Source organism: Bradyrhizobium sp. UBA2491 (genome assembly GCF_002341725.1).
GTDB lineage: Bacteria > Pseudomonadota > Alphaproteobacteria > Rhizobiales > Xanthobacteraceae > Bradyrhizobium.
Map to the genome: position 1 here is coordinate 12,471 of NZ_DDOP01000025.1, position 23,883 is coordinate 36,353.

At 65.0% G+C, this 23,883-nt stretch carries 27 protein-coding genes; 16 read left to right on the forward strand and 11 right to left on the reverse strand.

The features are described from left to right. The first annotated feature begins 82 nt into the window (after nucleotides 1-82). The 6 genes from B2W55_RS07680 (at nucleotide 83) to B2W55_RS07705 (ending at nucleotide 5,856) form a co-directional block, all read left to right on the forward strand. Nucleotides 83-1,303: an NAD(P)-binding domain-containing protein gene (locus tag B2W55_RS07680; RefSeq protein ID WP_024584450.1), complete on the forward strand. Its 1,221-nt coding sequence runs from the start codon at nucleotides 83-85 to the stop codon at nucleotides 1,301-1,303. A 155-nt stretch (nucleotides 1,304-1,458) separates the two neighbouring features. Further along, the gene (locus B2W55_RS07685; protein WP_029880069.1) at nucleotides 1,459-1,656 is read left to right on the forward strand and encodes a hypothetical protein; all 198 of its coding nucleotides are present in this window, start codon (nucleotides 1,459-1,461) and stop codon (nucleotides 1,654-1,656) included. 35 nt (nucleotides 1,657-1,691) lie between these two features. Next, nucleotides 1,692-1,898, forward strand: a complete 207-nt coding sequence (locus B2W55_RS07690; RefSeq protein WP_024584451.1) for a hypothetical protein — start codon at nucleotides 1,692-1,694, stop codon at nucleotides 1,896-1,898. A 138-nt stretch (nucleotides 1,899-2,036) separates the two neighbouring features. Beyond that, complete coding sequence (locus B2W55_RS07695; RefSeq protein ID WP_244442317.1) at nucleotides 2,037-2,282, forward strand: hypothetical protein; 246 nt, start codon at nucleotides 2,037-2,039, stop codon at nucleotides 2,280-2,282. Nucleotides 2,283-2,431: 149 nt separating this feature from the next. Beyond that, complete coding sequence (uvrB, locus tag B2W55_RS07700; protein WP_043855065.1) at nucleotides 2,432-5,347, forward strand: excinuclease ABC subunit UvrB; 2,916 nt, start codon at nucleotides 2,432-2,434, stop codon at nucleotides 5,345-5,347. Beyond that, nucleotides 5,332-5,856, forward strand: coding sequence for a pyridoxamine 5'-phosphate oxidase family protein (locus tag B2W55_RS07705; protein ID WP_244442318.1), 525 nt, complete (start codon nucleotides 5,332-5,334; stop codon nucleotides 5,854-5,856). Before uvrB ends, B2W55_RS07705 begins: the two co-directional genes overlap by 16 nt. A 45-nt stretch (nucleotides 5,857-5,901) precedes the next feature. On the opposite strand, the gene B2W55_RS07710 is transcribed toward B2W55_RS07705, so the two are convergent. The 4 genes from B2W55_RS07710 to B2W55_RS07725 all read right to left on the reverse strand — a co-directional run bounded on the left by B2W55_RS07710 (nucleotide 5,902) and on the right by B2W55_RS07725 (nucleotide 7,676). Then, entirely contained in the window at nucleotides 5,902-6,402 is a 501-nt protein-coding gene (locus B2W55_RS07710; protein WP_024584455.1) for a GNAT family N-acetyltransferase, read from the reverse strand. A gap of 37 nt (nucleotides 6,403-6,439) precedes the next feature. Then, complete coding sequence (locus B2W55_RS07715) at nucleotides 6,440-6,826, reverse strand: hypothetical protein (protein WP_024584456.1); 387 nt, start codon at nucleotides 6,824-6,826, stop codon at nucleotides 6,440-6,442. A 324-nt stretch (nucleotides 6,827-7,150) separates the two neighbouring features. Further along, nucleotides 7,151-7,342 carry a hypothetical protein gene (locus tag B2W55_RS07720; RefSeq protein ID WP_244442319.1) on the reverse strand — a complete coding sequence of 64 codons (192 nt, stop codon included), beginning with the start codon at nucleotides 7,340-7,342 and terminating at the stop codon, nucleotides 7,151-7,153. Nucleotides 7,343-7,436: 94 nt separating this feature from the next. Beyond that, entirely contained in the window at nucleotides 7,437-7,676 is a 240-nt protein-coding gene (locus B2W55_RS07725) for a hypothetical protein (RefSeq protein WP_024584458.1), read from the reverse strand. Nucleotides 7,677-7,816: 140 nt separating this feature from the next. On the opposite strand from B2W55_RS07725, the gene B2W55_RS07730 reads away from it, so the two are divergent. After that, a complete protein-coding gene (locus B2W55_RS07730) occupies nucleotides 7,817-8,641 on the forward strand; it encodes a hypothetical protein (RefSeq protein ID WP_024584459.1) in 825 nt (274 codons plus the stop codon). A gap of 36 nt (nucleotides 8,642-8,677) precedes the next feature. Here B2W55_RS07730 and B2W55_RS07735 read toward each other — a convergent pair whose 3' ends face one another. Continuing rightward, nucleotides 8,678-9,796, reverse strand: a complete 1,119-nt coding sequence (locus B2W55_RS07735) for an alpha/beta fold hydrolase (protein ID WP_024584460.1) — start codon at nucleotides 9,794-9,796, stop codon at nucleotides 8,678-8,680. A gap of 235 nt (nucleotides 9,797-10,031) precedes the next feature. On the opposite strand from B2W55_RS07735, the gene B2W55_RS07740 reads away from it, so the two are divergent. The 6 genes from B2W55_RS07740 to B2W55_RS07765 all read left to right on the forward strand — a co-directional run bounded on the left by B2W55_RS07740 (nucleotide 10,032) and on the right by B2W55_RS07765 (nucleotide 13,679). Beyond that, nucleotides 10,032-10,475 (forward strand): nuclear transport factor 2 family protein, encoded by a 444-nt coding sequence (locus tag B2W55_RS07740; RefSeq protein WP_024584461.1) that lies wholly within the window; start codon nucleotides 10,032-10,034, stop codon nucleotides 10,473-10,475. Nucleotides 10,476-10,693: 218 nt separating this feature from the next. Next, nucleotides 10,694-10,954, forward strand: a complete 261-nt coding sequence (locus tag B2W55_RS07745) for a hypothetical protein (RefSeq protein WP_024584462.1) — start codon at nucleotides 10,694-10,696, stop codon at nucleotides 10,952-10,954. A 216-nt stretch (nucleotides 10,955-11,170) separates the two neighbouring features. Continuing rightward, nucleotides 11,171-11,605, forward strand: coding sequence for a nuclear transport factor 2 family protein (locus tag B2W55_RS07750; protein WP_024584463.1), 435 nt, complete (start codon nucleotides 11,171-11,173; stop codon nucleotides 11,603-11,605). A 252-nt stretch (nucleotides 11,606-11,857) separates the two neighbouring features. Then, on the forward strand, nucleotides 11,858-12,793 hold the full coding sequence (locus tag B2W55_RS07755) for a hypothetical protein (protein ID WP_024584464.1): 936 nt from the start codon (nucleotides 11,858-11,860) through the stop codon (nucleotides 12,791-12,793). Nucleotides 12,794-12,947: 154 nt separating this feature from the next. Further along, nucleotides 12,948-13,367, forward strand: coding sequence for a hypothetical protein (locus tag B2W55_RS07760; RefSeq protein WP_024584465.1), 420 nt, complete (start codon nucleotides 12,948-12,950; stop codon nucleotides 13,365-13,367). A gap of 171 nt (nucleotides 13,368-13,538) precedes the next feature. Beyond that, nucleotides 13,539-13,679 carry a hypothetical protein gene (locus tag B2W55_RS07765; RefSeq protein WP_168200188.1) on the forward strand — a complete coding sequence of 47 codons (141 nt, stop codon included), beginning with the start codon at nucleotides 13,539-13,541 and terminating at the stop codon, nucleotides 13,677-13,679. Nucleotides 13,680-13,782: 103 nt separating this feature from the next. Here B2W55_RS07765 and B2W55_RS07770 read toward each other — a convergent pair whose 3' ends face one another. The 3 genes from B2W55_RS07770 to B2W55_RS07780 all read right to left on the reverse strand — a co-directional run bounded on the left by B2W55_RS07770 (nucleotide 13,783) and on the right by B2W55_RS07780 (nucleotide 15,028). Then, nucleotides 13,783-13,926 carry a hypothetical protein gene (locus B2W55_RS07770; RefSeq protein WP_024584466.1) on the reverse strand — a complete coding sequence of 48 codons (144 nt, stop codon included), beginning with the start codon at nucleotides 13,924-13,926 and terminating at the stop codon, nucleotides 13,783-13,785. A gap of 158 nt (nucleotides 13,927-14,084) precedes the next feature. Beyond that, a complete protein-coding gene (locus B2W55_RS07775; protein ID WP_024584467.1) occupies nucleotides 14,085-14,567 on the reverse strand; it encodes a MaoC family dehydratase in 483 nt (160 codons plus the stop codon). After that, entirely contained in the window at nucleotides 14,567-15,028 is a 462-nt protein-coding gene (locus tag B2W55_RS07780; protein WP_024584468.1) for a MaoC family dehydratase, read from the reverse strand. Before B2W55_RS07780 ends, B2W55_RS07775 begins: the two co-directional genes overlap by 1 nt. 314 nt (nucleotides 15,029-15,342) lie before the next feature. On the opposite strand from B2W55_RS07780, the gene B2W55_RS07785 reads away from it, so the two are divergent. Both B2W55_RS07785 and B2W55_RS07790 read left to right on the forward strand, forming a co-directional pair. Next, nucleotides 15,343-15,639: a DUF4282 domain-containing protein gene (locus tag B2W55_RS07785; protein ID WP_024584469.1), complete on the forward strand. Its 297-nt coding sequence runs from the start codon at nucleotides 15,343-15,345 to the stop codon at nucleotides 15,637-15,639. A gap of 141 nt (nucleotides 15,640-15,780) precedes the next feature. Continuing rightward, entirely contained in the window at nucleotides 15,781-15,927 is a 147-nt protein-coding gene (locus tag B2W55_RS07790; protein WP_168200187.1) for a hypothetical protein, read from the forward strand. Between the two features lie 109 nt (nucleotides 15,928-16,036). On the opposite strand, the gene B2W55_RS07795 is transcribed toward B2W55_RS07790, so the two are convergent. The 3 genes from B2W55_RS07795 to B2W55_RS07805 form a co-directional block, all read right to left on the reverse strand. After that, nucleotides 16,037-16,717 (reverse strand): ParA family protein, encoded by a 681-nt coding sequence (locus tag B2W55_RS07795; protein ID WP_024584470.1) that lies wholly within the window; start codon nucleotides 16,715-16,717, stop codon nucleotides 16,037-16,039. A 181-nt stretch (nucleotides 16,718-16,898) separates the two neighbouring features. Continuing rightward, a complete protein-coding gene (locus tag B2W55_RS07800; RefSeq protein WP_029880075.1) occupies nucleotides 16,899-17,225 on the reverse strand; it encodes a hypothetical protein in 327 nt (108 codons plus the stop codon). 203 nt (nucleotides 17,226-17,428) lie between these two features. After that, nucleotides 17,429-17,719 (reverse strand): hypothetical protein, encoded by a 291-nt coding sequence (locus tag B2W55_RS07805; RefSeq protein WP_244442320.1) that lies wholly within the window; start codon nucleotides 17,717-17,719, stop codon nucleotides 17,429-17,431. A gap of 617 nt (nucleotides 17,720-18,336) precedes the next feature. On the opposite strand from B2W55_RS07805, the gene B2W55_RS07810 reads away from it, so the two are divergent. Then, the gene (locus tag B2W55_RS07810) at nucleotides 18,337-23,811 is read left to right on the forward strand and encodes a DUF7379 domain-containing protein (RefSeq protein ID WP_145987117.1); all 5,475 of its coding nucleotides are present in this window, start codon (nucleotides 18,337-18,339) and stop codon (nucleotides 23,809-23,811) included. The last annotated feature ends 72 nt before the right edge of the window (nucleotides 23,812-23,883 follow it).

The window sequence follows — 23,883 nt, forward strand, 5'->3', positions numbered from 1 at the left end:
AACGCCCGGTCCCTGACAGCGGGATCGGGCGTCTGCCCGCGCGATGCTGGCCTGCATCGTACGTTTGGGCCATGATCCGCCGGTGCTGGAGCAACGGATCGATACGCTGGTGATCGGTGGCGGTCAGGCCGGGCTCACCATGAGCCACCGGCTGAAGCAGCGCGGCATCGACCATCTGGTGCTGGAGCGGGGACGGATCGCGGAGCGCTGGCGCAGCGAACGCTGGGACGGCTTGATGTTCCAGTTTCCGAACTGGTCGGTGCGGCTGCCGGAGTTCGCGTTTCCGCACCGCGATCCCGACGGCTTCTCCGCCACCGCCGACATCATTGCCTTCATCGAGGATTACGCTGCCTTCGTCGCACCGCCGATCCGTTGCGGCGTCGAGGTCTTGAGGCTGCGCCGTGACGCCGCCGGTTTCCTGGCCGAGATTGCCGGCGGCAACATCGCCGCCCGCAACGTCGTCATCGCCACCGGCCCCTATCAGCGGCCGCTGCGGCCCGCACTGCTGGACGAGCATCCCGGGCTGTTCCAGGTTCACGCCAGCAGCTACAAAAATCCCGCGCAACTGCCCGAGGGCGCGGTGCTGGTGGTAGGTGCCGGCGCCTCGGGCGCACAGATCGCCGAGGAGTTGATGCGCGCCGGCCGCCGCGTCTTCCTTTCGGTCGGGCGTCATAACCGCCTGCCGCGCCGCTACCGCGGCCGCGACCTGTTCTGGTGGCTGGCCGAGATGGGCATCGACCAGACTCCGATCGAGCAGCGCGGCCCGTCACGCCTGCTGCCGGTGATTTCCGGCGCCTATGGCGGCCACACCGTCGATTTCCGCCGCTTCGCCGCCGACGGCGTGACGCTGCTCGGCCGCGTGGCGGCGGCGCATGAGGGTGTGCTCGAGATTGCGCCCGACCTCGTCACCAACATCGCCAACGGCGATGCCTACTACGATACATTCCTCGGGATCGTCGACGACTTCGTTACGGCGCGCGGCCTCGACCATCCCGGCGATCCCCTGGCGCGGCGCCGCCTGCCCGACCCGCCGTGTCTCGCGGCGCCGCTGCGTGCGGTCGACCTTGGCGCCGAACGGATCGGCAGCGTGATCTGGGCGACCGGCTACGGCCTCGATCTGAACTGGATCGACATACCGCTGGTTGATGCAGACGGCGCACCACGACACCGTCACGGCGTCTCCGACGTGCCGGGCCTGTATTTCCTCGGCCTGCAATGGCTGTCGAAGATGAAATCCTCATTCCTGTCGGGCGTAGGCGACGACGCGGCCGCGCTCGCCGATCACATTGCGGCCCGCAGCTAGCACGCTTTCGTGCAGTCCACCTGAAGAAGCCGCGGTAAAACAAAAAATCGGAACTGCTTTGCACCGCGGAAATAAACCGCGAGATTTGTGATCTGGTTCACATTTAGCCCCGCGTGCCCGTGCTCTCGTTCGAGAGGGGCATTTCGAGGTCGCGCATGATCTACGGCGGTTTTGAGATCAGGTCGTTCGAGGTGGGGAAGGGGCAATGGCACGCCAGGGTTCAACGGGTCGATCAAAGGCCGGTCGTCATCGATGGCATGCCGTTTCCGACGCTCGACATCGGCTTTGCGTGGTCCGATCCGGATGCGGCGATCGCCGACGCGAAGAGAGCCATCGACCGGCTGCCGCACTGACATGGCATGACAATGCCGGCGGCCGCAGCGTCGGCGTGACCGGCAATGTCGTGGTCGCGATCGTCCCGCAATGCGAGCCGGATCCGATTTGGCCGCCGCAAGTCCGAACCGTTTGCCCGGAATGTGCCGCCCAGCTCTCGCTGCTGCGCGTGATTCCCGGCCGCGCCGCCGAATACTGGACCATGCGCTGCGACGGCTGCGGCAGCATCCATCTCGACATCGTCGACCTGCCGCGGGCGTGACGACGGCGCCGCGCTGCTGACTGCTCCCGCCAACGGACGGCCAAATCGAACGCTCAGCTTTCCGAGTGAGAGCGGAGCCCTGATCTGTTAGGTTGTGGCCGGGGACGGCGATGGTCGCCGTCCTGCAATCGAGAGGGGATGGCTATGAAGATTGTTGCGCTTCTCGCGACCGTACCCGTTATCGGCTTGCTGTCGATCTCAAGCTCGCCGGCACAGGCCGCCGAATTCAAATGCAGCAGCAGCGTCGGCTTCTATATGGCGCCACAGCCCTGCGCCAAACGCTACGCCGTCAACTACGACGCCTGCCGAAAATGGCTGATCGACCATGGCGAGAATTCGGGGACCGCGTTCTGGTATTGCACGAGCCAGGGTTACACGAAATAGGCCGGTCCTTCGCGACGGAGGCTGCCGCAACCGGCGGCCTTCTCGCGCGCACGCCCTGCTGACACCCTGCTGTCAGCAGCCTCGCCGGTGCGCGATTCCGGGCGCCATTTGCCCTTTTCTCGCTGCCGGACTCGTCCCATATTCGGGGCATGGCGAAGACACCGAACACCCCGAAAAAGCCCGGCAAAACCCCAAAATCCAAGGCACACCGTCCTGAGGTCCAACCGATCGGACCGGCGCTGGCCGAACTGCTCAATCCCGCGATCAATCGCGGCGATGCCGGCATGGGTTCGGGGACCGGCTTGCAGCCGCCGCCGGACAATTCCTGGGATCGCCGCGCCGGGGGCGAGGCCGCCGCGCATCGCGCGCGGGCCTCGACGCGCGAAACCGGCGAGACCGTCGCCAAGCGCGACGCCGCGGGCCTCGAGGAGGCGCCGCAGGCCAATTACGGCACCTCGGCCACCATCCCGACCCTCGATCCGGAACTGGCGCGGCAGCTAGGCCTGCCGACCGCCGAGGATGACGACGAGGCACTGGCCCGCCCGCCGCGCAGCAAGATGGAGGCACTCGGCGTCAAGGCCACCGCCGACGCACTGGAAAACCTGATCCGCGACGGCCGTCCCGAGTTCCGCAAGGACGACGGCTCGATGCGGGTGTGGACCCCGCACCGGCCGCCGCGCCCGGAAAAGTCCGAAGGCGGCGTGCGCTTCGAGCTCAAGTCCGCCTACGAGCCCAAGGGCGACCAGCCGACCGCGATCGCCGAACTGGTCGAAGGCATCAACCGCAACGACCGCACCCAGGTGCTGCTCGGCGTCACCGGCTCGGGCAAGACCTACACCATGGCGCAGGTGATCGAGGCGACGCAGCGCCCGGCGCTGATCCTGGCACCGAACAAGACGCTGGCCGCCCAGCTCTATGGCGAGTTCAAGAGCTTCTTCCCCGACAACGCGGTCGAGTATTTCGTCTCGTACTACGACTACTACCAGCCGGAAGCCTACGTCCCGCGTACCGACACCTACATCGAGAAGGATTCCTCGATCAATGAGCAGATCGACCGCATGCGCCACTCGGCGACGCGTGCGCTGCTGGAGCGCGACGACGTCATCATCGTCGCTTCGGTGTCCTGCATCTACGGTATCGGCTCGGTCGAGACCTACACCGCGATGACCTTCGCGCTGAAGAAGGGCGAGCGGATCGACCAGCGGCAATTGATCGCCGACCTGGTGGCGCTGCAATACAAGCGCACCCAGGCCGACTTCACCCGCGGCACCTTCCGCGTCCGCGGCGACGTCATCGACATCTTCCCGGCGCACTATGAGGATCGCGCCTGGCGCGTGAACCTGTTCGGCGACACCATCGAGACCATCGAGGAGTTCGATCCGCTCACCGGCCACAAGCAGGACGAGCTCGAATTCATCAAGATGTACGCCAATTCGCACTATGTGACGCCGCGCCCGACGCTGGTGCAGGCAATCAAGTCGATCAAGTCTGAATTGAAGATGCGGCTCGACCAGCTCAACGACCAGGGCCGGCTGCTCGAAGCGCAGCGGCTCGAGCAGCGCACCACCTTCGACCTCGAGATGATGGAGGCGACAGGAAGCTGCGCCGGCATCGAGAACTATTCGCGCTACCTGACCGGCCGCCGCCCCGGCGAGCCGCCGCCGACGCTGTTCGAATATGTGCCCGACAACGCGCTTGTCTTCGCCGACGAGAGCCACGTCACCGTGCCGCAGATCGGCGGCATGTTCCGCGGCGACTTCCGCCGCAAGGCGACGCTCGCCGAATACGGCTTCCGCCTGCCCTCCTGCATGGACAACCGCCCGCTCCGCTTCGAGGAATGGGACATGATGCGGCCACAGACGGTCGCGGTGTCGGCAACGCCGAGCGGCTGGGAGCTCAACGAAAGTGGCGGCGTGTTCGTCGAGCAGGTGATCCGCCCGACCGGCCTCATCGATCCCCCCGTGGACATCCGCCCGGCCCGCACCCAGGTCGACGACCTCGTCGGCGAGGTGCGCGCGACCGCCGCGGCCGGCTATCGCTCGCTGATCACGGTGCTGACCAAGCGGATGGCCGAGGACCTGACCGAGTATCTGCATGAGCAGGGCATCCGCGTCCGCTACATGCACTCCGATATCGACACCATCGAGCGCATCGAGATCATCCGGGATCTCCGCCTCGGCGCGTTCGACGCGCTGGTCGGCATCAATCTGTTGCGCGAAGGCCTCGACATTCCGGAATGCGCGCTGGTCGCGATCCTCGACGCCGACAAGGAAGGTTTCCTGCGTAGCGAGACCTCGCTGATCCAGACCATCGGCCGCGCCGCGCGCAACGTCGACGGCAAGGTGATCCTCTATGCCGACCAGATGACCGGCTCGATGGAGCGCGCGATGGCCGAGACCACGCGGCGCCGCGAGAAGCAGGTCGAATACAACGAAGCCCACGGCATCACGCCGGAGAGCGTCAAGAAGTCGATCGGCGACATCCTCAACTCGGTCTACGAACGCGACCACGTGCTGGTCGAGATCGGCGACGGCGGCATGGCCGACGACGTGATCTCGATCGGGCACAATTTCGAGGCCGTGCTGAGCGACCTCGAAACGCGAATGCGCGAGGCCGCCGCCGATCTGAACTTCGAGGAAGCCGCCCGCCTGCGCGACGAGGTCAAGCGGCTGCGTGCCACCGAGATGGCCGTGGTCGACGACCCCACCGCCAAGCAGCGCAACGTGCAGAAGCAGGCCGGCGCCTATGCCGGCACCAGGAAGTACGGCGATGCCGCCAACCTCCCGGTCGCCGCGCTGAAGAACAAGTCGGCGCAGACCTCGCTCAAGGCAAGCCGCGGTGGCGGCAAGTCAGGCTCGCGGGTGCACAAGCCCGACCTCGACGAGATGCACGGCCCGGAATCGCTGCCGTTCCGCCCCGGCGGCGCGCTGCCGGCCAAACCGTTCGGCACCACCAGCCGCATCATCCAGCCAACCGACTCGCGGCAGTCGGGCCCGGAATTCGGCCCGTCGGCACGGTCGAGCGGCGGCGCGCCCGGCAAGCGCGGCGGATGGAAGAAGAGGTAGAGCATGATCCGGACCCGAAGGGCCGCGTTAGCGCAAAGTGCGAAGCGGTTTTCCGAAGAGATCATGCTCAAACAAATATGACACGCGCCGAGCTTCTCGCCTTCCTGCGGATGCATCGGCTCGCGGTGGTCAGCACGATCCACGACGGCGCGCCGCAGGCCGCCGTCGTCGGTGTCGCGATCAGTGACGATCTCGAGATCATCTTCGACACGCTGACCACTTCGCGCAAATACCAGAACCTGCGCGCTGATCCCCACGCCGCACTGGTGATCGGCTGGCATGCCGAGCAGACCGCGCAGGTCGAGGGCGTAGCCGACTTTCCGACCGGCACGGAGCTGTATGCGTGCAAGCGGGTGTATTTCGCCGCATGGCCCGACGGTCCTGAGCGTGAGACATGGCCGAACATCGGCTATGTCCGCGTGCGCCCGAGATGGGTGAGGTTCAGCGATTTTGGCACGGTGCCAGTCAGGATCGAGGAGATGTCGCTGTCATCAACAGCGTCATCCTAGATCATTCCCCAAAATTCGCAGTTGCGGTTAGCACCCTTTGCCGCATCACGCGACATCGAACCCCGGATGATAACTGACATCCCCCTGCGGCGGATCGCCCTTCAGCACGCGGCGCTGGAAGTATCGGCTCGCTTCGCCACCGTAGGTGAGCGCGGGATCGCTGACGAAGCCGAAGCGTCCGTAATAGGCGGGATCGCCGAGCGCGACGCAGCCCTCCGCGCCCAGTGCCGCAAGCCGGTCCAGGCCCCTGCGGATCAATGCGCCGCCAGTGCCCTGGCGCCGCAATTCGGGCGTCACCGACACCGGGCCGAGGCCGTACCAGCGCCCGGCCGCCCGATCGATCTGCACCGGCGAGAAGGCGGCATGGCCGATGATGCGTCCGTCGTCGGCCGTCGCCACCAGCGAGAGCGTCAGCGCGCCGGCCTGACGCAACGCCTCGACGATGCGGGCCTCGGTGCCGCTGGCGTGCGGCGCGTCGGCGAAGGCGGCGGCCGTGAGTTCGCCGATCGCGGCGGCGTCCTCGGGGTGTTCGTCCCTGATCTGCATGCGAGCAGATAAGGCCGATCAGCGGGGAAGTGCAAGCTCAGCGGAGGCTGGCGACTGCGACCGCCAGCAGCGACATCGTGATCATGGTGGTCATCAGTTGCAGCGAGACCGTCGGCTGGCTTCGCCACTGCGCGACCTTCTCGGAGACGGACAGGCTGGCGTCGAAGAAGACAGGCGCATGGACATGCACGAAGCGCTTCGGGAATTTGGCGGCGAGCAGCGGCGTGAGCGCGGCGTAGACCAGCGACGCCAGCACGACATAGACCGCGGCGCCGCCGCGTTCGCCGACGATTTCCGGGGCGCCCATCACCTTCAGCACCAGCGCGGCGGCGGCGAACGTCGGCAGGCCTTGCAGGACAGCGGTGAGCGCAAAGCCTTCGAGCCGGTTCTGCGCGGATGATTTCGGTGCGGCGATGGCGTTCATGGCGGCGATCCCTGGTTCAGGTCATCGGACGATCCGATGCCGCCAAGTTAGCCGCGTGAGATCGTTCACGACGTGATGCGGGTCACGCCTGGAGAACGCGATCGCAGAGCGAACCGCGCTTCCACGGGTGATGGCACCGCGCTGTCTGGCATCTTGAAGCGAGAACCATCCACCGACGTCGTCCTGGCGAACGCCAGGACCCATTACCCCAAATGTGCATTTGTCGCGCGGCGCCGGGGCCGCGGGTCCCGTTCACAATCGAAGGCGGTGGTTATGGGTCCTGGCTTTCGCCAGGACGACAGCGGAGGACTTGGCAGCTCTGCCTTACCCCGAGCGCCGGTTGCTGGTGTTCTGGGTCAGGTTGCCGTGCGCGGCCTGCTCGCGGATATTGTGCTTCTCGTCGTCGCGATGGCCCTTGGTGGTATCGAGGGGAACGCCTGGGGTGCTGCCGGGGCCCTTATGGCTCTTGTTGTCGTCGGGAACGGGCTGGATGGTCTTGGTCCTTGGTTTCGTCATCATCGTCTCCGTTACGCAAGGAGACAACGCCGCCCCCGCGGGCGGCGTTCCCGGAATGTGACTCCACATTCCCGGTGCGACGTCACGACTGATCCTACAGCTTCTCCTGCTGCGAGGGTTGCGCCTGTTGCTGCTGCTGTTGCTCGCGCACCTGCTTGGCGTGATGGCGGCCATAGAGACAGCCGGCGGCGGCGCCGAGCATGCCGTGATGGCCGGCATAATGACCGGCGACACCGCCGACGATTGCGCCCTTGATGCAGCCCTTGGCATCGGCGGGCGATGTGGCGGCAAGCGCGGTGACGGCAATGGCGGTAACGAGAAGAATTGATTTCATGATGCGGCTCCAATCGAATTGCGCCGCATCAACGGCCGAGCCACCCCACAGGTTCCCGAGCCGAGGCCACAGAAATTGCTGCGCGGCCGTCACGATCATGCTCTAAATGCCGCGGCATTGCGGACAGCGTTCTTGATATCATGCAGAGATCACCGATCGCCCTCTTCCTGGCCCGCCTCGCGCCGGCGCTTTGCGCGGCGATCGCGTTGATATCGGGGGGCCCGGCCTTCGCGCAGGACAGCGACCGCGCGCTGCTCGCGACATTCTGTGCCGGCGCCAACATCACGGGATCGACCTGCACGCGGGCAAGATCCTATCCCGACGGCCGTGCCTGCGACGTCAAATTGACCAAGGAGCGCTACGCCGGGCGCTTCCTCGCCGCCGGCCATGCGCTGCTGGTGGTCAATTATGAAAGCGAATGCGAGCCGCACGCGACCGATTTCGGCGGCGTTGCGCTGTTCGAGCAGACCGGCAGGGCCACCCGCTTCATCCGCTTCCTGCCGGGCGCGCAGGGCCACGATTGCATCGTCCTGCCCAGGGACGAGCAGCAGGACGCGCTGGTCTGCCTGGTCGGCCACATGGGCCAGGGCATCGTCGAAAGCGCGGTGACGCGGATGGCATTCTCGCGCAAGTCCGGCAAGCGGATCGAGATCGCGCCGGACTTCCTGCTCCGCGCCGAGGATGCGGTCAGCGCCTATGGCTCCAATGTCGTGATGTGCAACGAGGGACCGAAATATTTCGGCCTCTCCAACCTCGCCGCGGGTCCGCGCCGCGACAGCGTCGCGGTCGATGTCGACTACGCCGACGACGCGACCATCCGCAGCGCCTGCGGCGAAGGCTTCCCAAAGCCGAAGGAGCTCTATCACGACCTCCTCGCCGGCGAGGCCTTCGTGCCGCCCGGCTACGAGAAGAAGCGGCGGTTCGTCATCGACCTCGTCACCGGCAAGGTCGCGCCATCGGATTAGCGGAAGTTCGACACCCGCAACGGCGCCATTCAGCGATCAGTTCAGCCTCTTGCCGCCGTCGGTGACGCCGTCGAGGAACGCACCGGTCTCGCGATTGAGAAACTCGACATCCGCCGGAAAGAAACCGCCGGCCGAGGCGTGGCCGGTCACGCTGCCCGGGCTGATCGTCCTGATGGTCACGGAGGGGATGTTCTTGCCCATCTCGTTCGGCTCGAACTCGGGATTGAGCAGGTCCTTGGTGCCGGTCAGGATCAGCGTCTTCGCCTTGATCGAGGCCAGCGCCTTCGCGGTGTCGCCACCGAAGCCTTGAGTGGTTCCGACATCGTGCCGGTCATAGGCCCAGCTCTGGTAGATCCAGTCATTGGCGTCGAACAGCTTCCACAGCGCGCTCTCCTGCTCGGCCATCCAGGGCAGCACGTCGGGGCCGGACTTGAACTGGCCGACATACATGTCGGGCGTGCGCGCCGCGAGCAGCGCGACGATGTCGCGGAACAGCCGCAGGCCCTTCTCCGGCGCCGCCTCGTAATTGCCGTCCTTCCACGCCGGATCGTTCATGATCGCCTTGCGCGAGGCCTCCATTACCGCGACCGACCACGCCGGCGTCTTGGCCAGCGGCACCATCGCGACCAGCGCGTCCATGTAGCCGGGATGGCTGACGCCCCATTGCAGCGCCTGCATGCCGCCCATCGAGGGCCCGACCACCGCCACGACATGGTCGATGCCGAGCTTCTCCTTCATCAGCCGGTACTGCGATTCCACCATGTCGCGAATGACGAATTTCGGGAACTGCATCCGCGGCTGCGCCTTCGAATTGCTCGGTGAGGTCGTCAGCCCGTTGCCGATCGCATCGGTGCAGACGATGAAATATTTGTCGGTGTCGAGCGCCTTGCCGGGGCCGATCATGAAATCGAGCCGGTGATGATTGCCCGAGATCGCGGTCACCATCAGGATGGCGTTGGACTTTTTCGCATTCAGCGTGCCGTGGGTGACGTAGGAGATCGAGAAATCCTTGATCGCCTCACCGCTTTCGAGCTTGAGGTCGCCTTCATTGTAGAGCTGGTGCGGCGGCTGCTGCGGGGTGTGGGCGAGCACCGGCGCCATCGCCGGGCATGCGAGCAGCGCCAGAACGGTGGCGAATGGGGTGATGCGCTTCATTGGTCTCTCCCCATGGCGGCGGCTCTGTTTGGCCGCCTTCCGCCACCAAGCATACGAGCCGCCGGTTCCACGGCAAGGCCGAGCGCGACGCGACATCCCGCGCCCACGCCCCACGATACACGCGCTGGTTGCTGAACCATTTCCACTCTGGCGCGTCAAACATGTGTTTGATTATGCAACGCTTGGGTTCACTATGCGGGCCAGCGAGAGTCGGATGGAACCGGCGGAGTCGAATATGGGCGAGGACTTGAACCGGCAGCGCGTGTTGAACTTCCTCGACGTCTATTATGCCGGCGGCATCGAGGGTGCGCTGGAGCGCTGCAGCGACGACGTCGCGTTTCTCGCCAACGCCCCGATCGACATCCTGCCGCATATGGGCCAGCACCGTGGCAAGGCCGCTCTGCGCCAGATGTGGACCACGATCCACGAGCGCTATTCCGACATGCGTTACGAGGCGCCGACCGTGGTGGCCGAAGGCGACAAGGTCGCGGCGCAACTGCGCGTGTTCTTCCGCAAGCGCAACAACAGCCGCGTGGTGCAGTTCGACGTCGCGGTGTTCTACACGCTGCGCGACGGCAAGATCACCGAGATCCGCGAGATCATCGACACCTTCGACCTGGTCCAGCAGGTGCTGGAGCGCGACATCGCGGCGGCGCTGACCGGGCAGACCGTTTCCTAGATCGGGATGAAGTCAGGTTGAATCGGTTCGGCCACGAACGCGATTCACCTCTCCCTTGGGAGAGGTGAACGAGGGCGCGTCAGGCCAATTTGATCAAGACTCAACTCGCTCTAGCCTTCTCTGCGCGCGCCGTGCGAATTCGCCAGCGCGCGTTGAACCTCGATGGCGCGGCGCTGACCTATCACACAGGGCTTGTCGTGGTCGGGGCTGAGATCACCATGAAAATCGCATTGCTCGCCGTGCTTGGCCTTGCACTGGGCGCTCTCGGCGGTGCCGCTCTCGGCATCGGGGCCGGGCTTGCCTGGATCGGACTGGCGAAGACCTCGGGTCTCGACAGCGGAACCCTGGTGTTCTTCACCTTCATGCCGCTCGGCGCGGCGATCGGTGGCATCGGCGGCGCGCTGCTGTTCGCCGTGGTCGCGATCCGCGACGCCGAGATCGTGATCGAACGACAGCCGGCGCGGCAACGCGACCGCTGAAAGCGCTTTCGGGTGAAGTGGATGCGGAGTCCAGAGGCGGCGTTCACATTTCGGCAAGAACGCGTGCAATTGTGCATTGCAAAAAAGTCATTTGCGTTTTTGCCGATCCGCACTATTTGAGCGCTTAATAGTGAAGTGCAGCAACCTGGCACGGCGTCGGCGCTGACCGCCTGCCATTCGTTTGCTTTGAAAATCCAGTTTCAGGACCAGACCAAAATGACAGAGCACAGCCTCTGGCGTTTTTCGCGCGCATTGCATCGCGCGATCAACGAACGCCAGCTTGCAGACATCGAGCCGCTGCTCGATGACGAAATCGAATGGGCCATCTACGGGCCGATCGACCTGTTTTCCTTCTTCGGCTCGCGCCGCGGCAAGACCGCCGTGCTTGAGGTGATCAGGCAGATCGGTGAGAACCTGCGGGTCCACCGCTTCGACCGTGAGCAGATCATGCTCGGCACCGATTCCGCGGCCTCGATGCTGCGCTATTCGCTGACCGCGCTGGACTCCAACAAGCCGATCTCGCTCCGCATCGCGCATTTCGCGCAGTTCAAGACTGGCAAGCTGACGAGCTTCCGCATGCTGGTCGACAGCTTCGACCTGGTCGAACAGACCGTCGGCTATCCGATCCATCTGCCGCGGATCGCGGTCTGACGGGTCGGCGATTTCACGCCTTCGTCATGTCCGGGGCCGAAGCGCGAAGCCTGACTTCGCGTTGAAGCGCCGGCAGCAGCGGCCTGTTTTGCCAGCCCCGAACGGCCGCGCGCGCGGACGTCAGGCGCGATCGCGCCTGGCGTTGTCCCGGACATGACGATCACGCGTCTATCACTTGCCTCCAGAGTGCCTTTGCCACAATTTCGCGCCACGGCAACTGCATGTTGCGGCGCTGGAATTTGCGGGCTGGGAATGACTTCCACATCACGATTTGGCTGGGCAAGGCTGCCGGTGCTGACGGCCGGCTTCAGCATGGCGATGGCGTTTTCGGCCGCCGCCCAGTTCCCGCCCTTGCAGATCACCCCTGCCGCGCAGAACAACGCCGCGGACGACGTCGAGGCGCCGGCCGAGCAGGCGCCGGCCGCCGATGCCAATGACGCCGACATCCTGAAGGACATCGACGAGAGCAAGCTGGACTGGAGCCAGCTCGACACTGATTCCACCAACCTGCCCTCGCTGGCACCGAAGGGCGCGGCCAAGCGCAGCACCGCCGGCAACGATCCAGCCTGGACTACCAACAACAACGCCAATGGCTCGTCGGCAGTGTCGGTCAAGCAGTCGATCTCGCCGTTCCTCGACACCCGCATCGGCGCCGACATGACGGTCGCCAGGCAGGGTACGATGACGACGTCGGAGCAATTGTCGGAGCGGCTCGCCAATGGCGGCAACCTGCCGCAGTCCGGCGGCTCGGCCTGGGCCGCGATCTCGACCGGCGGCGTGGCTTCGATCTGGGACAAGACCTCGGTCGAGGCGCGGGTCGATCCGGGCGCCGACCAGAGCAAGGTCGGCACCTCCTTGAGCAAGTCGGTGCCGCTGTCGGAGCAGTATTCGCTGACGCTACAGAACGGCTACAACTACATCCAGCAGGGCGTGGTCCCGGTGCCGGGCATCGTCGGCCGCCCGTCGAGCAGCTACAACACCGACCAGTCGGCACGGCTGTCCGTCAACGACACCGGCACCAGCATCACCGCCGGCCAGACGCTGTCCGCCTCCGACGACAAATGGCTGCGCCGGATCGGCGCCGAGCAGAAGCTGTTCGACGGCGTCACCGTCTCCGGCTCGGTCGGCGAGACCCCCCAGGGCACGATCAACAAGAGCATCGGCGCCGGCTACAAGCACTCATGGTGAACGATCTGTTAGCCCTGTCGCGCTAATGATCAGGCATTGCCCCAACTTGGCCCAGATGCGGTCAAATTCGGCGGCACTGATAGGTCCGTAACTTCATCAATTCGTCGTGCGGGGGACAGCCGCGCTTCGCTATTGCGAACTCAGGGGAAAGCCGATGAACGCCACCAACCGCACCGAGGAAGCCGCAGAGGCGACGTCCGAGGTGGATTCCAACCTCGCCGCGGTCTCGGAAGTCGAGGCCGGTATCCGCGACTTCGTGCGCAACGACATCGCCTATCTGCGCCGGCCGGTGGCGAGCCCGGAGACCGCGCCGACCGACGCCAACACCGACGCCACCGTCAGCAACGTCAATTCGCTGATCCAGCGCGTCGCCGGCACCTCGCTCGCCGAGATCGAGAAGCTGATCGGCGAGCTCGAGAGCCTGCGCGACCTGCTGCATGCCGAGGGCCAGCGCGTCCAGCGCGAGATCTCCGGCTATGCCCAGCTCAGCCAGGCCGCGATGAAGTCGACGCGCATGATCGCCGACAACGTCTCGCAGTGGAAGCGCGCCGCCGACGGCCTGCGCAACAGCTGATCGCGATCAATCTCTGAAACCGCCGGCCGCCGCCTCCTGCATGGGAGGCGGCGGCTTCGTTTTGCGTGGCCGGTTTCGCGACGGAACGATTTGTTATTGGGCGCGGTGTAAACTCCGCAGTCGATTTTGATCCGGGCCGTGCCCGGCGGGAATCGATGCGGAGAACACTTCATGCAGAGCGTGCGGCCTGACAATGCCGACCCGATTCCGCTGCGCCAGCCGCATCAGGGCGGCATCGGCACGATCATGATCCGGTTTGTCGGCATCCTCGCAGCCGCGACCGTCGTGATGGTGCTGATCTGGAATCGTTGAAGGGTTTCTGGAGAAATGTGACGCAGCCCGCCGGCGGATCACATTGTAAGAACGTAGACGCGCACCCGACGCCAGCCGCGCCGATGCGAACAGGACGGCTGGATCAGCGATCGATGCTCGCGGTGGTCTCGAACGAATAGTTGCCGTCGGCAAAGCCCTTCACCACCAGGCCGGTGGCCAGCATCACCACAAGCGTTACCGTCGCGAAGATAATGCCGACGAGTTTCAGCGCGCTGCGATCTGCCATGATCATCCCCAATAGTTCGTGCCCTGAAGCCATAGGCAGGGACAAAGGTTCAAAATGCGTTAGCAAATAATCAGTTCCGCGCAACGCACAACTGCGTCGGACAGCAGGTAATCTGCCGACCATGGCGTTCGTGCAACATCAGGTGCGCGCAGGCCACATCAGGAACCTGGATTCCGGCGCGGCACGAAGGCGGTCGCGAGGAACGAGAACACCACTTCATTGCGCTGATTGATGCCGGTATTGCGCGCCTGAAGGATGCCCCATTGCGGCCGCTTCTCGGAGGTGCGCTTGGTCTCGACCTCGTTCGAATAGCTGATGGTGTCGCCTGCCAGCACCGGCCGGATCCAGCGCAGTTCGCGGAAGCCCGGCGAGGGTCCCCAGACCGCAGCCTGCTCGCCGCGCGCGGCGGCCTCGGCCGCAAGCCGCTGACCGTCGGCGACCAGCAGCTTCATGCAGACGCTGGCGACGTGCCAGCCCGATGCGGCGAGCCCGCCGAACAGCGAGTTGCGTCCCGCCTCCTCGTCGAGATGGAAGGGCTGCGGATCGAACTGCGCGGCAAAGCGCTTGATGTCCTCGGGCGCGAAGGTGAATGCGCCCAGTTCGCGCCGCGCGCCGATCTCGATGTCTTCAAAGAAACGCATTACTGGCTACCCGCGCCGTCCCGGCGGCTGATCATGATCGGCGATTCCATCTCGCACAGCGTCTCGCCGCGCGCATTGCGGATCGTGCCCTTGAAAGTGACGATGCCGGTCGCGGGCCGGCTCTTGGAGACGCGGGCCTCGACGACATCGACGTCCAGCGTCAAATCGTCGCCCGGACGCAGCGGCGCGATCCAGCGCATCTCGTTGACCCCGGGCGAGCCGAGCGAGGCGGTGCGGCCGATGAAGCCATCGAACAGCATCCGCATCAGCAGCGACCCGAGATGCCAGCCGGAGCCCGACAGGCCCCTGAGCATGGATTTGCTGGCCGCCTCGTCGTCGAGATGCATCGGCTGCGGGTCGAATTCGGCGGCGAAGGCGAGGATCTCCTCGCGTGAAACATGGCGCGGGCCGAACGTGCCGAAGCGGCCCGGCTTGAAGTCTTCAAAGGTCAGCGTGGTCATGAGGTTGAGGATATGCCGGAGGGAAGCCCGATTGTGGCCGTTATTTGCGGCAATCACAACCAGCCCACTCGCATAGCTCGCTCCTGGACTGCCGGCGCCCGGTCCGGGGCTCGCCCTCCGCGGGGACGGACTGGGCTCCCCGGGTATCGACCGGTGGTGCGGAGGCGCTGAGCGCCGTCCGGGACCATCGATCCGGTGCAAGACTTCATCGCGATGGAGACCTGCGGCGCAGGCTCCGGGACGAAGTGATACCGCCGGGGGTGACGCAGTAGGATGAGACGCGAATCATATTTCGGCCTGCCGGGAGAACCATGATGTTCGATTTCCAGGATCTGTTTCAGTGGGACCGTTTCATCACGCCCACGATCATCAAGACGTTCTACTGGCTCGTGATGGCCGTGATCGTGCTGTTCGGGATCTCCGGCGTCCTGTGGAGCCTCACGGCGATGGCGATCAGCCCGTTCGTCGGGTTCATCCAGTTGCTCGCCTCGATCGCCAGCATGTTCGTCGGCATCGTGTTCTCGCGGATCGTCGCCGAGTTCATCCTGATCGTCTTCCGCATCAACGAGCATCTCGGTGCGATCCGCGACCGGGACGCAGGGATGCACTGAAGCGCACGGTGCCCCGCCGCCCATGCCGTGGTTAATCCGAAGTAGTAGCCGCGCGCAAATGCCGGCGAAATTCCGACCGGGATATTAAAACCGCTCGCGTATCAGCCTTCCCATTGCGCTAAAAATCAATGCGGGGGCGACGTGAATTCGAGAAGCGGTTTCGCTGCCGTGAGGCCGGGTGCCGAGCCGGGCTTTACGACCGAGGATATTTTGTGGGCTGTCGGCATCTGGTCGGTGATCCTGACCCTGGCGCCGGTGATCCTGTTCTATCTGCTGATGGTGGCGTAAGGCCACCTGCTCCGTCATTGCGAGGAGCACCGCGACGAAGCGATGACGACGACGACAAAAAACGCGCGGGAGCCGCGCGTTCTTTCCATTTCGAACCAAAGCGGCGTTGTTACGCCGCCTGCTTGTGCATCGCGCCGGAAGCCGGCGCCGTGCCGCGGATCGCCTTGATCGAACGTTCGATCGCGGCCCACAGCCGATTGATCTCGGCGGCGGCGCGGCCCTCCGCGTAATATTCGCGGGCGCCTTCGCCCTGGCCGAGCGCCATCAGGAGATCTGCGCGGTTGGTGATCTGGCCGCTCCATACCGGCGCACGGAACTTGGCCAGCGCCTCGCGCGCGATCGCGACGATGCGGCTCTCGGCGCCGTCACGTTGCGCGGGCGCGCCGTTGATCACGACGGCATAAGGCTTGCGCATCGAACGGCAGGTCTGGATCGTTTCCTGCACCGCGTTGACGTCGAACACGCCGGGCCGCGCCGGAATGATCACCATCGTGGCGTTCTTGATCGAGTCGTCGACCACGGCCGACAGGTTCGGCGGCGTATCGATGAACACCCACTCGATGCCGTCACGCTTGGCTTGCGCAATGATCCCGCTGACCGAGTTCACCGCGGTCTTGATCGCCGGTTCGTTGGTGCCGCGCAGCTTGTGCCACAGCGTCAGCGAGCCCTGCGGATCGGCGTCGATCAGCAGACATGGCTTCGTGGCCTTGTGCACTTGCGCGGCGAGGTGAGCAGCCAGGGTACTTTTTCCCGAGCCCCCTTTACGCGAAGCGAAAACAATGACGTTCATACCTTGGCCTCCAGATTGACCCCAGGAGGCGAAAATGAATCAGAGCGCTGATTCGCGAAAGAAAAAACTTCTTGCAATCCGCAAAGCGGCCAAGATTACCGGTGCATTCTGCTTTTTGAGTCACACATCATCTATGACACAACCGCAAATGGAAGTGCTAAACGCTTGATTTGACTCAGGCCTAGCGTTTTTCGGCAGCTTTGGCGCGCTCGCGCGCGATCCATTTGCGTTCGATCCAGCCGAGCAATTGCGCGGTGGGTTTCTGCAACAACGGAACATCCTGCGCGAACAAAAGGAGTCCGAGCGGCAGCATCCAGAGGCCGAGCACCGGCAGGAAGCTGAAGATGCCGCCGATGATCAACAGAATCGCCAGCGGAATCCGCACATAGCGCGACGACGGCTTGCGCAGCCACGCGACGAAGCGCGCCGGCTTGTCCGGGAGCTTGGCTTCGAACCAGGCGAAATGCCGATCAATCTCTTGCCTGTAAAATTCGCTCACGCATCCCACTCCGTCCGTTCCACCGCGGGGAACGGAATCTGCAAACAACACAAGCCTGACAGATGATGCTGCGTGACAGCGTCACAAGGCGTCAGTCTGTCGCGCATCGCAGCCTTGAAATCGCCGCCACGCGACCCACGCAGCACCGAGGTCGGCTCGTGCGAGGACAGCACGCGGCAAGGCCGTCTAGCGTGCGCGCGATGAGAATTACGTCAGTCGGCCTGCCGCTTCGCCTTGCGCGGCTTCGCATGCTTGCGCTTCGCAGCCACCGGTCGCCGCTCGACGCGCTCGCTCGCCTCGGGACCCGCGCGGAAGAACACCCGGCAGGCCGGCGAAAGTTGCGCCTTGTTCCGGATCATGCAGGCCGTGATGCGATCGACGTCGGGGATATCGGCACCACAGAGCCGGAACGCATCCGGCGTGCAGGCCTGTTGCTGGTCGGGCGTGTAGGCCTCAGCCCGGCCCGGCAACAGCAACGCCGCAAGCCCGACCGCGAGCAGCAACGCAAACGAAAAACTCCTTGAACCGGCGGTCCCCATGCGTCCCCCAAGGTGTCACTCGGCGTCTTCAACGCGTTGTTTCGGCGAGTGTGGGTGAAGCAACGCAGAAGCGCAAGCGGGCGTGATGGCACGCCACGGGCGGGGATCGCGGCCACCTTTGCAAGCCCCTGACGAAATTTATCAATTCACGGCGGCGTTGCACCATCTCGCAAGCGACGCTGGCCCTTGGCAGAAGCTATCGGCGGGCGAACCGGTGCGACGTCCGGTCGCTTGCCGGAAGCAATGTCAGACGGGAGCTTGTTCGTCTGCCGAAGCCTGATCGCTTCATCACGAAGCAGGCCGCCAACACGCGCCGCCGCAACGCTTGTCAATTCTATTAAAGCGAGTATCGTCACTTCATTGCTCGCAGTTCCTTTTTCAGTGGCCACCTGCCCGGCCGCGGTGGCTCGTTCCGCTCGCTCCCGGTTCTTGCGTTGTGGCCCCGCCATTGCAGGAGCGTCACATTGCCAGAACCAATCTCATTCGTGCTGACCGGCGTCCGTCAGAGCCAAACGACCCGCGGCGCTCCCGCTCCCGCCCCAACCACAGCCGCGACATGGCATCCGAAAGACTCCGTGATCGTGACGGCGCAACGCGGCGCCGGCGATGCGGTCATCAAGACCGCAGCCGCCGTTCCCGGAGAAGACATCGTCGTCATCGATATCGCAGGCGGACCTTCGCTGTGGCTGCATCCCGAATCCGCGCGGGATCTGCTGCAATCACAGCACGATCCGCTCGCGCGTGAAGGAACCACGCTCGGCCCGGGAGAGGTGCGCGTACCCGGCCGGCTGCAATGGCGTCTGGACGACGCAGCTCCCCTGTCGCGCGGCATTTTCGGCGACGTGCAGGTGGGGGCGCTGCACATTCTCACCGGGATCGTCGAGGACGAGGCGGCCGACTTCGTTGCCTCGAAGGTCGTGAAGTCCTTCGACTCGCAGGTCGACCCGGGCGTCTATCGGTTGCAGCCTGACGAGCTCCCGCCGCTCAAGGGGCGCGACAGGTCCTCTATCGCCGCCGCCGATGGAGCGTCGCTGGTTCTGGTCCACGGAACCTTCAGCCAAACCTCCGGCACTTTCGGCAAGCTCTGGACCGAGCACCCGCAGTTGGTGACTGCGCTGTTCAAGTCCTACAAGGACAGGGTCTACGCCCTCGATCATCCGACGCTCGGCGTGAGCCCGATCGCCAATGCCATCACGCTCGCCGAAGCGGCGCCCGGCAACGCACGACTTCACCTCTTGACCCATTCACGCGGCGGACTGGTTGCCGAAGTGCTGGCACGCGTGTGCGCCAATCCACGCCTGTCCGGTCTGGACCTGTTCAGGGACGATGGTTCGAGCGCGGCCGAATTGAAACAGCTCGCCGAGCTCGTCGCGGACAAGAAGATTTCGATCGAGCGGGTTGTCCGCGTCGCATGTCCGGCGCGCGGCACGTTGCTCGCCTCCAAGCGGCTCGATGCCTACGTATCGGTGCTGAAATGGGCGCTCAAGCTCGCCCAGATTCCGATTGCGGACGAACTCGTCAACTTTCTCGGCGAAGTCGCCCGCCGACGCGCGGACCCCGACAAGGTGCCCGGCCTTGCGGCGCAGATTCCGGACTCTCCGCTGATCCGCTGGCTTCATTCGGCGACGAGCCCGATTAGCGGCGACCTGCGCGTCGTCGCCGGCGATCTCCAGGGCGATTCCGTGGTGTCCTGGGTCAAGGCCCTGCTGTCCGACGCATTCTTCTGGACCGACAATGATCTGGTCGTGCAGACCCGGTCGATGTATGGCGGCTCGCCGCGCGAGCGGGCATCGACCTTCGTTCTCGACCAGGGCGGCAAGGTCTCGCACTTCAACTATTTCAGCAACGCGCAGACGGCATCGGCAGTGGTCGACGCCCTGACCCGGACGGACAGCACGTCGCCCGACGGGTTCAACGTGATCGGCCCGCTCTCCTGGGCCGGGGAATCATCGAGCGGAACGCGCGCGGCGCTGCCCGCACGTCCCGCCAGCAAGGCCGCTGAATTGCCGGCACTGTTCGTCCTGCCCGGAATTCTCGGCAGCAACCTCAAGATCGCGGATGAGCGGATCTGGCTGGGATGGCGCCTCGTCAACGGCTTCAAGCGGCTCGCCTACGATCCAAACAACGCCGACGCGGTCGCGCCCGATGGCCCCATCGGAATCTACTACGACGATCTCGCCACCGAGCTGTTCAGCGATCATGACGTCAAGCCATTCGCATTCGATTGGCGACGCCCGATCATGGCCGAGGCAAAGCGGCTCGCAGAGGCGATCGCGACGGCGCTCGACGCACGCAAGACATCAGGGCAGCCGGTGCGGATCATCGCCCATTCGATGGGCGGGCTGGTTGCGCGTGCCGTGCAGATCGTCGATCCCGCGACCTGGGATCGGATGATGCAATCCGACGGAGCGCGGATTCTGATGCTCGGAACGCCGAACGGCGGATCCTGGACGCCGATGCAGGTGCTGTCGGGCGATGACAGCTTCGGCAATCTCCTCATCAATGTGGGCGCGCCGTTCGCCAGCAACGAATCGCGCCAGCTGATTGCGGGCTTCCCGGGATTCGTTCAGCTCCAGGCGGGCCTGTTGAACGGACTCGGTACGGAAGCGGCCTGGCGAGATCTCGCAACGTCCGATCTCGATGCCATCCGCGCGCGCAGCACGTGGCACAGTCTGGCACTTCAGCTCGCTCAATTCGAATGGGGTATCCCGTCGCAAGCCGTGCTCGACGATGCGGTGGAGCTCCGTCGCGCGCTCGACAAGCAACGCGACCGGGACCTCGTCTCCTGGGCCGACAGGCTGCTGCTGGTGGTCGGCAAGGCGCCAACCACGCCTGACGGCTACGAGGGCGCGCGCGATGGCGACAGGGGGCTGGTCTATCTCGAGGTCGGCGACGGCGATGGCCGGGTTACGCAGGAAAGCGCGGAGCTTCCGGGAGTAGCGACCTGGTCCGTCGATTCCGATCACGGTTCGCTGCCGCGGTTCAAGGCTGCATTCGAAGCCTACCGCGAGCTTCTGAACACCGGCACCACGAAACGACTGGCCCGGGTCTCCGCGATTGGCACTGCCCGGCAGAAGGCCGCCGAAACCGCCGGGCCGGTGGCACGAGCCCGTCCCGCCCGATTGCGGGTGCGGCAATCGCCGCCTCAGAGCGAGCTCGACGTGCTGTCATCGGCGGCAGCGCGCGCTCCGCAAGCCGCGCCGGTGTCGGCGTCGCTGCACATCGAGGTCGTCAACGGCGATCTCACCTTTGTCGCCGAACCATTGCTGATCGGCCATTACCGGTCATCGAGCCTCACCGGCGCGGAAGCTGCGATCGACAATGTCCTCAATCGTGCGATGAGCGCATCGTTGCATCGCGGTCTGTACGCCACGGGACCGGGAACATTTCAGATCTTCCGGAATCTCAGCGACGATCCCAAAAGGCTGATGCCGCTGCCCGCGGCGGTGATCGTCGCAGGTCTCGGCCCCGAAGGCGAGTTGCGCGGCTCGGATCTCGTCGACACGGTTCGGCAGGCCGTGATCGGATGGTCGCAGCGTCTCACCGAACGCAGCCCGGTCGTCACCGGATTTGCGCTCGCGACCACGCTGCTGGGCAGCGGCGGCAGCGGCATCACGCCCGGCCAAGCCGCCCAGCTGATCGCGCAGGGCGTGCGTGAGGCCAACGAACAGATCGCGGAGAAGGACCCTGCGGACGCGCAGTGGCCGCGTGTCGACCAGCTCAAGATCATCGAACTCTATCTCGACCGCGCGAGCGACGCCTGGAATGCGCTTCAGACCCTCGCGATCTCGGCACCTGGCTCCTATGCGATCGCCCCGACCATCGCACGAGAAGCCGGCGCGCTGCGCCGGCCGCCGGAGGCCGGATATCGCGGCGCCGACTACGACTTCATCAGTGCGCTCGTGCTGAAGACCGAGGGCGACAGCCAGGAGATCGCCTACACCATCAACTCGAAACGGGCGCGCAACGACGTGCGTCCCCAGCCGATGCAAGTGCGCCTCATCAAGAACCTGGTGACGACCGCCTCCAACAACACCAATACCGACACGCAGATCGGCCGAACCTTGTTCACCCTGCTCCTGCCCCGCGATCTCGAGTCGTTCCTGGGTGGCAGCACGGCGACGGTGCTGGAGCTTGACCAAGGAACGGCTCCGATACCCTGGGAGGCCCTGGAGTCGCCGACAGCTTCGAACCGGCAGAAGCCATGGTCGATCCGGACCAAGCTGTTGCGCAAGCTGCGGATGACGACGCCCGACATCGCCGTGAACAACGCCACGGCCGACGACGACATTCTCGTGATCGGCGACCCTGCCTGCGCTCGAGAGACCTACCCCATCCTGCTGGGCGCCAGGCGCGAGGCCCTCGAGGTCGCGACGTTCCTGACCGCGGCCACGACATCTCCCGCTAGCCCGAAGTCCAACTCGGCACGGGTGACGTCCGTGATCAGCGGTCCCAGCCCCGGGGATCCCGAACCCGACGCGACCGCCGTGCTCAATGCGGCCTGCAAGAAATTCTGGCGGATCATCCATGTGGCGGGCCATGGCGAGCCGCCGACCGAGACCGACAAGGGCATCGCGACGAGGGGCGTGGTGCTCTCGGGCGGTTCGTTCCTGGGAGCCAATGAAATCCAGGCGTTGCGGGTCCAACCCGAGCTTGTGTTCGTGAATTGCTGCCATCTCGGGACCGGCGCTCCAAACGAGCTGCTCGGGCCCACCAACTACAACCGCGCGCAATTTGCGTCCGGTGTCGCCCAGGCCCTCATCAAGAGTGGCGTCCGATGCGTGATCGCCGCCGGCTGGGCGGTGGACGATGAAGCTGCGAGCGTGTTTGCCAGGGAGTTCTATCGCGCGCTGCTCGCAGACAAGCGCTTCATCGACGCCGTCGCGGCGGCCAGGGAAAAAGCCTATGCCGTCGGCGGCAACACCTGGGCGGCCTATCAGTGCTATGGCGACCCCGACTGGCGGTTCCGGCGAACAACCGGTGATGCGCAGCGCCCGACGCCTGCTCCGGGGCAGGAGTTTTCCAGCATTGCCTCTGCCCCATCCCTGATGTTCGCGCTCGAGCAGATCGAGGTGGAAAGCGAGTACCAGCGCAAGTCGTCCGACGTTCAGGCGGGACGCCTGCGCTATCTCGAGGCCACCTTCGGCCAGTACCGAGATCGCGGAGACGTCGCCGAGGCATTCGGAAGCGCTTGGGCGAAATCGGGCTTCTTCGCGGAGTCGATCGCGTGGTACGAGCGCGCGAGAGCGGCACAGGATGGAACGACATCCCTGATCGCGATCGAGCAACTGGCCAATGCGAGAATCCGCCAGGCCTGGAGCAACATCAACAGCGTGGCCGGACCGTCGACCAAAGCCTTCGACGACGCTCGCGCGGCCATCAAGGATGCGATGGCGCTGCTCGACAAACTGTTGGCGCTGGCGCCGACCTACGAGCGGCAAAGCATCTACGGCTCCGGATTCAAGCGATTGGCGATGCTCGAAGCCCTGGCTGGTGATCAGTCCGCCGAAATGCAGGCGATCGACGAAATGCGGCAGCACTACAGCGCCGCGGAGACGATCGCGCGCGACACCAAGACGCGTCCGTTCTTTTATCCGGCGATGAACCGGATTGCGGCACAATTGGTGCTGGCGAAGCCGCTCAGGGCCAACGACATCGCGGAGGTGCGCCAATCAATGTCGTCCGCCGCACCGGACTTCTGGACCGTCGTCGGACAGACCGAACTGAACCTGTTCGTGTCGATCGGCGCCGGCCGCCTTGCGCAAGACGTCGCGCGCCTGATCGAAGACTTCGGGCAGCACCATGCCCGCGTCAACAATGTCAGGATGTGGCGTTCCGTCCTCGACAATGCTGCGTTCCTGCTTTCCAGATACGCACGGTCCGCCGGACAGAGCGAAAAGACTGCCGCCGATCGGCTGCTCGCCGCGCTCGGATCGCTGGCGGGAAGTGAGCCACCGGTCGCGGTCGCAGCGGCCAAGCCGTCAGCGACCAAGCGGGCGACCCCACGGCGACCCAAGGCCGCCAAGCGCGCAGCGAAAGGCAAGCGGCGGCGCTGATCGGGATGGAGCGACGCGTGCTGGGCGCCTTTGTATCTTGCAAGGCGCAAAATCGGTCGTGCCGATCGGCAA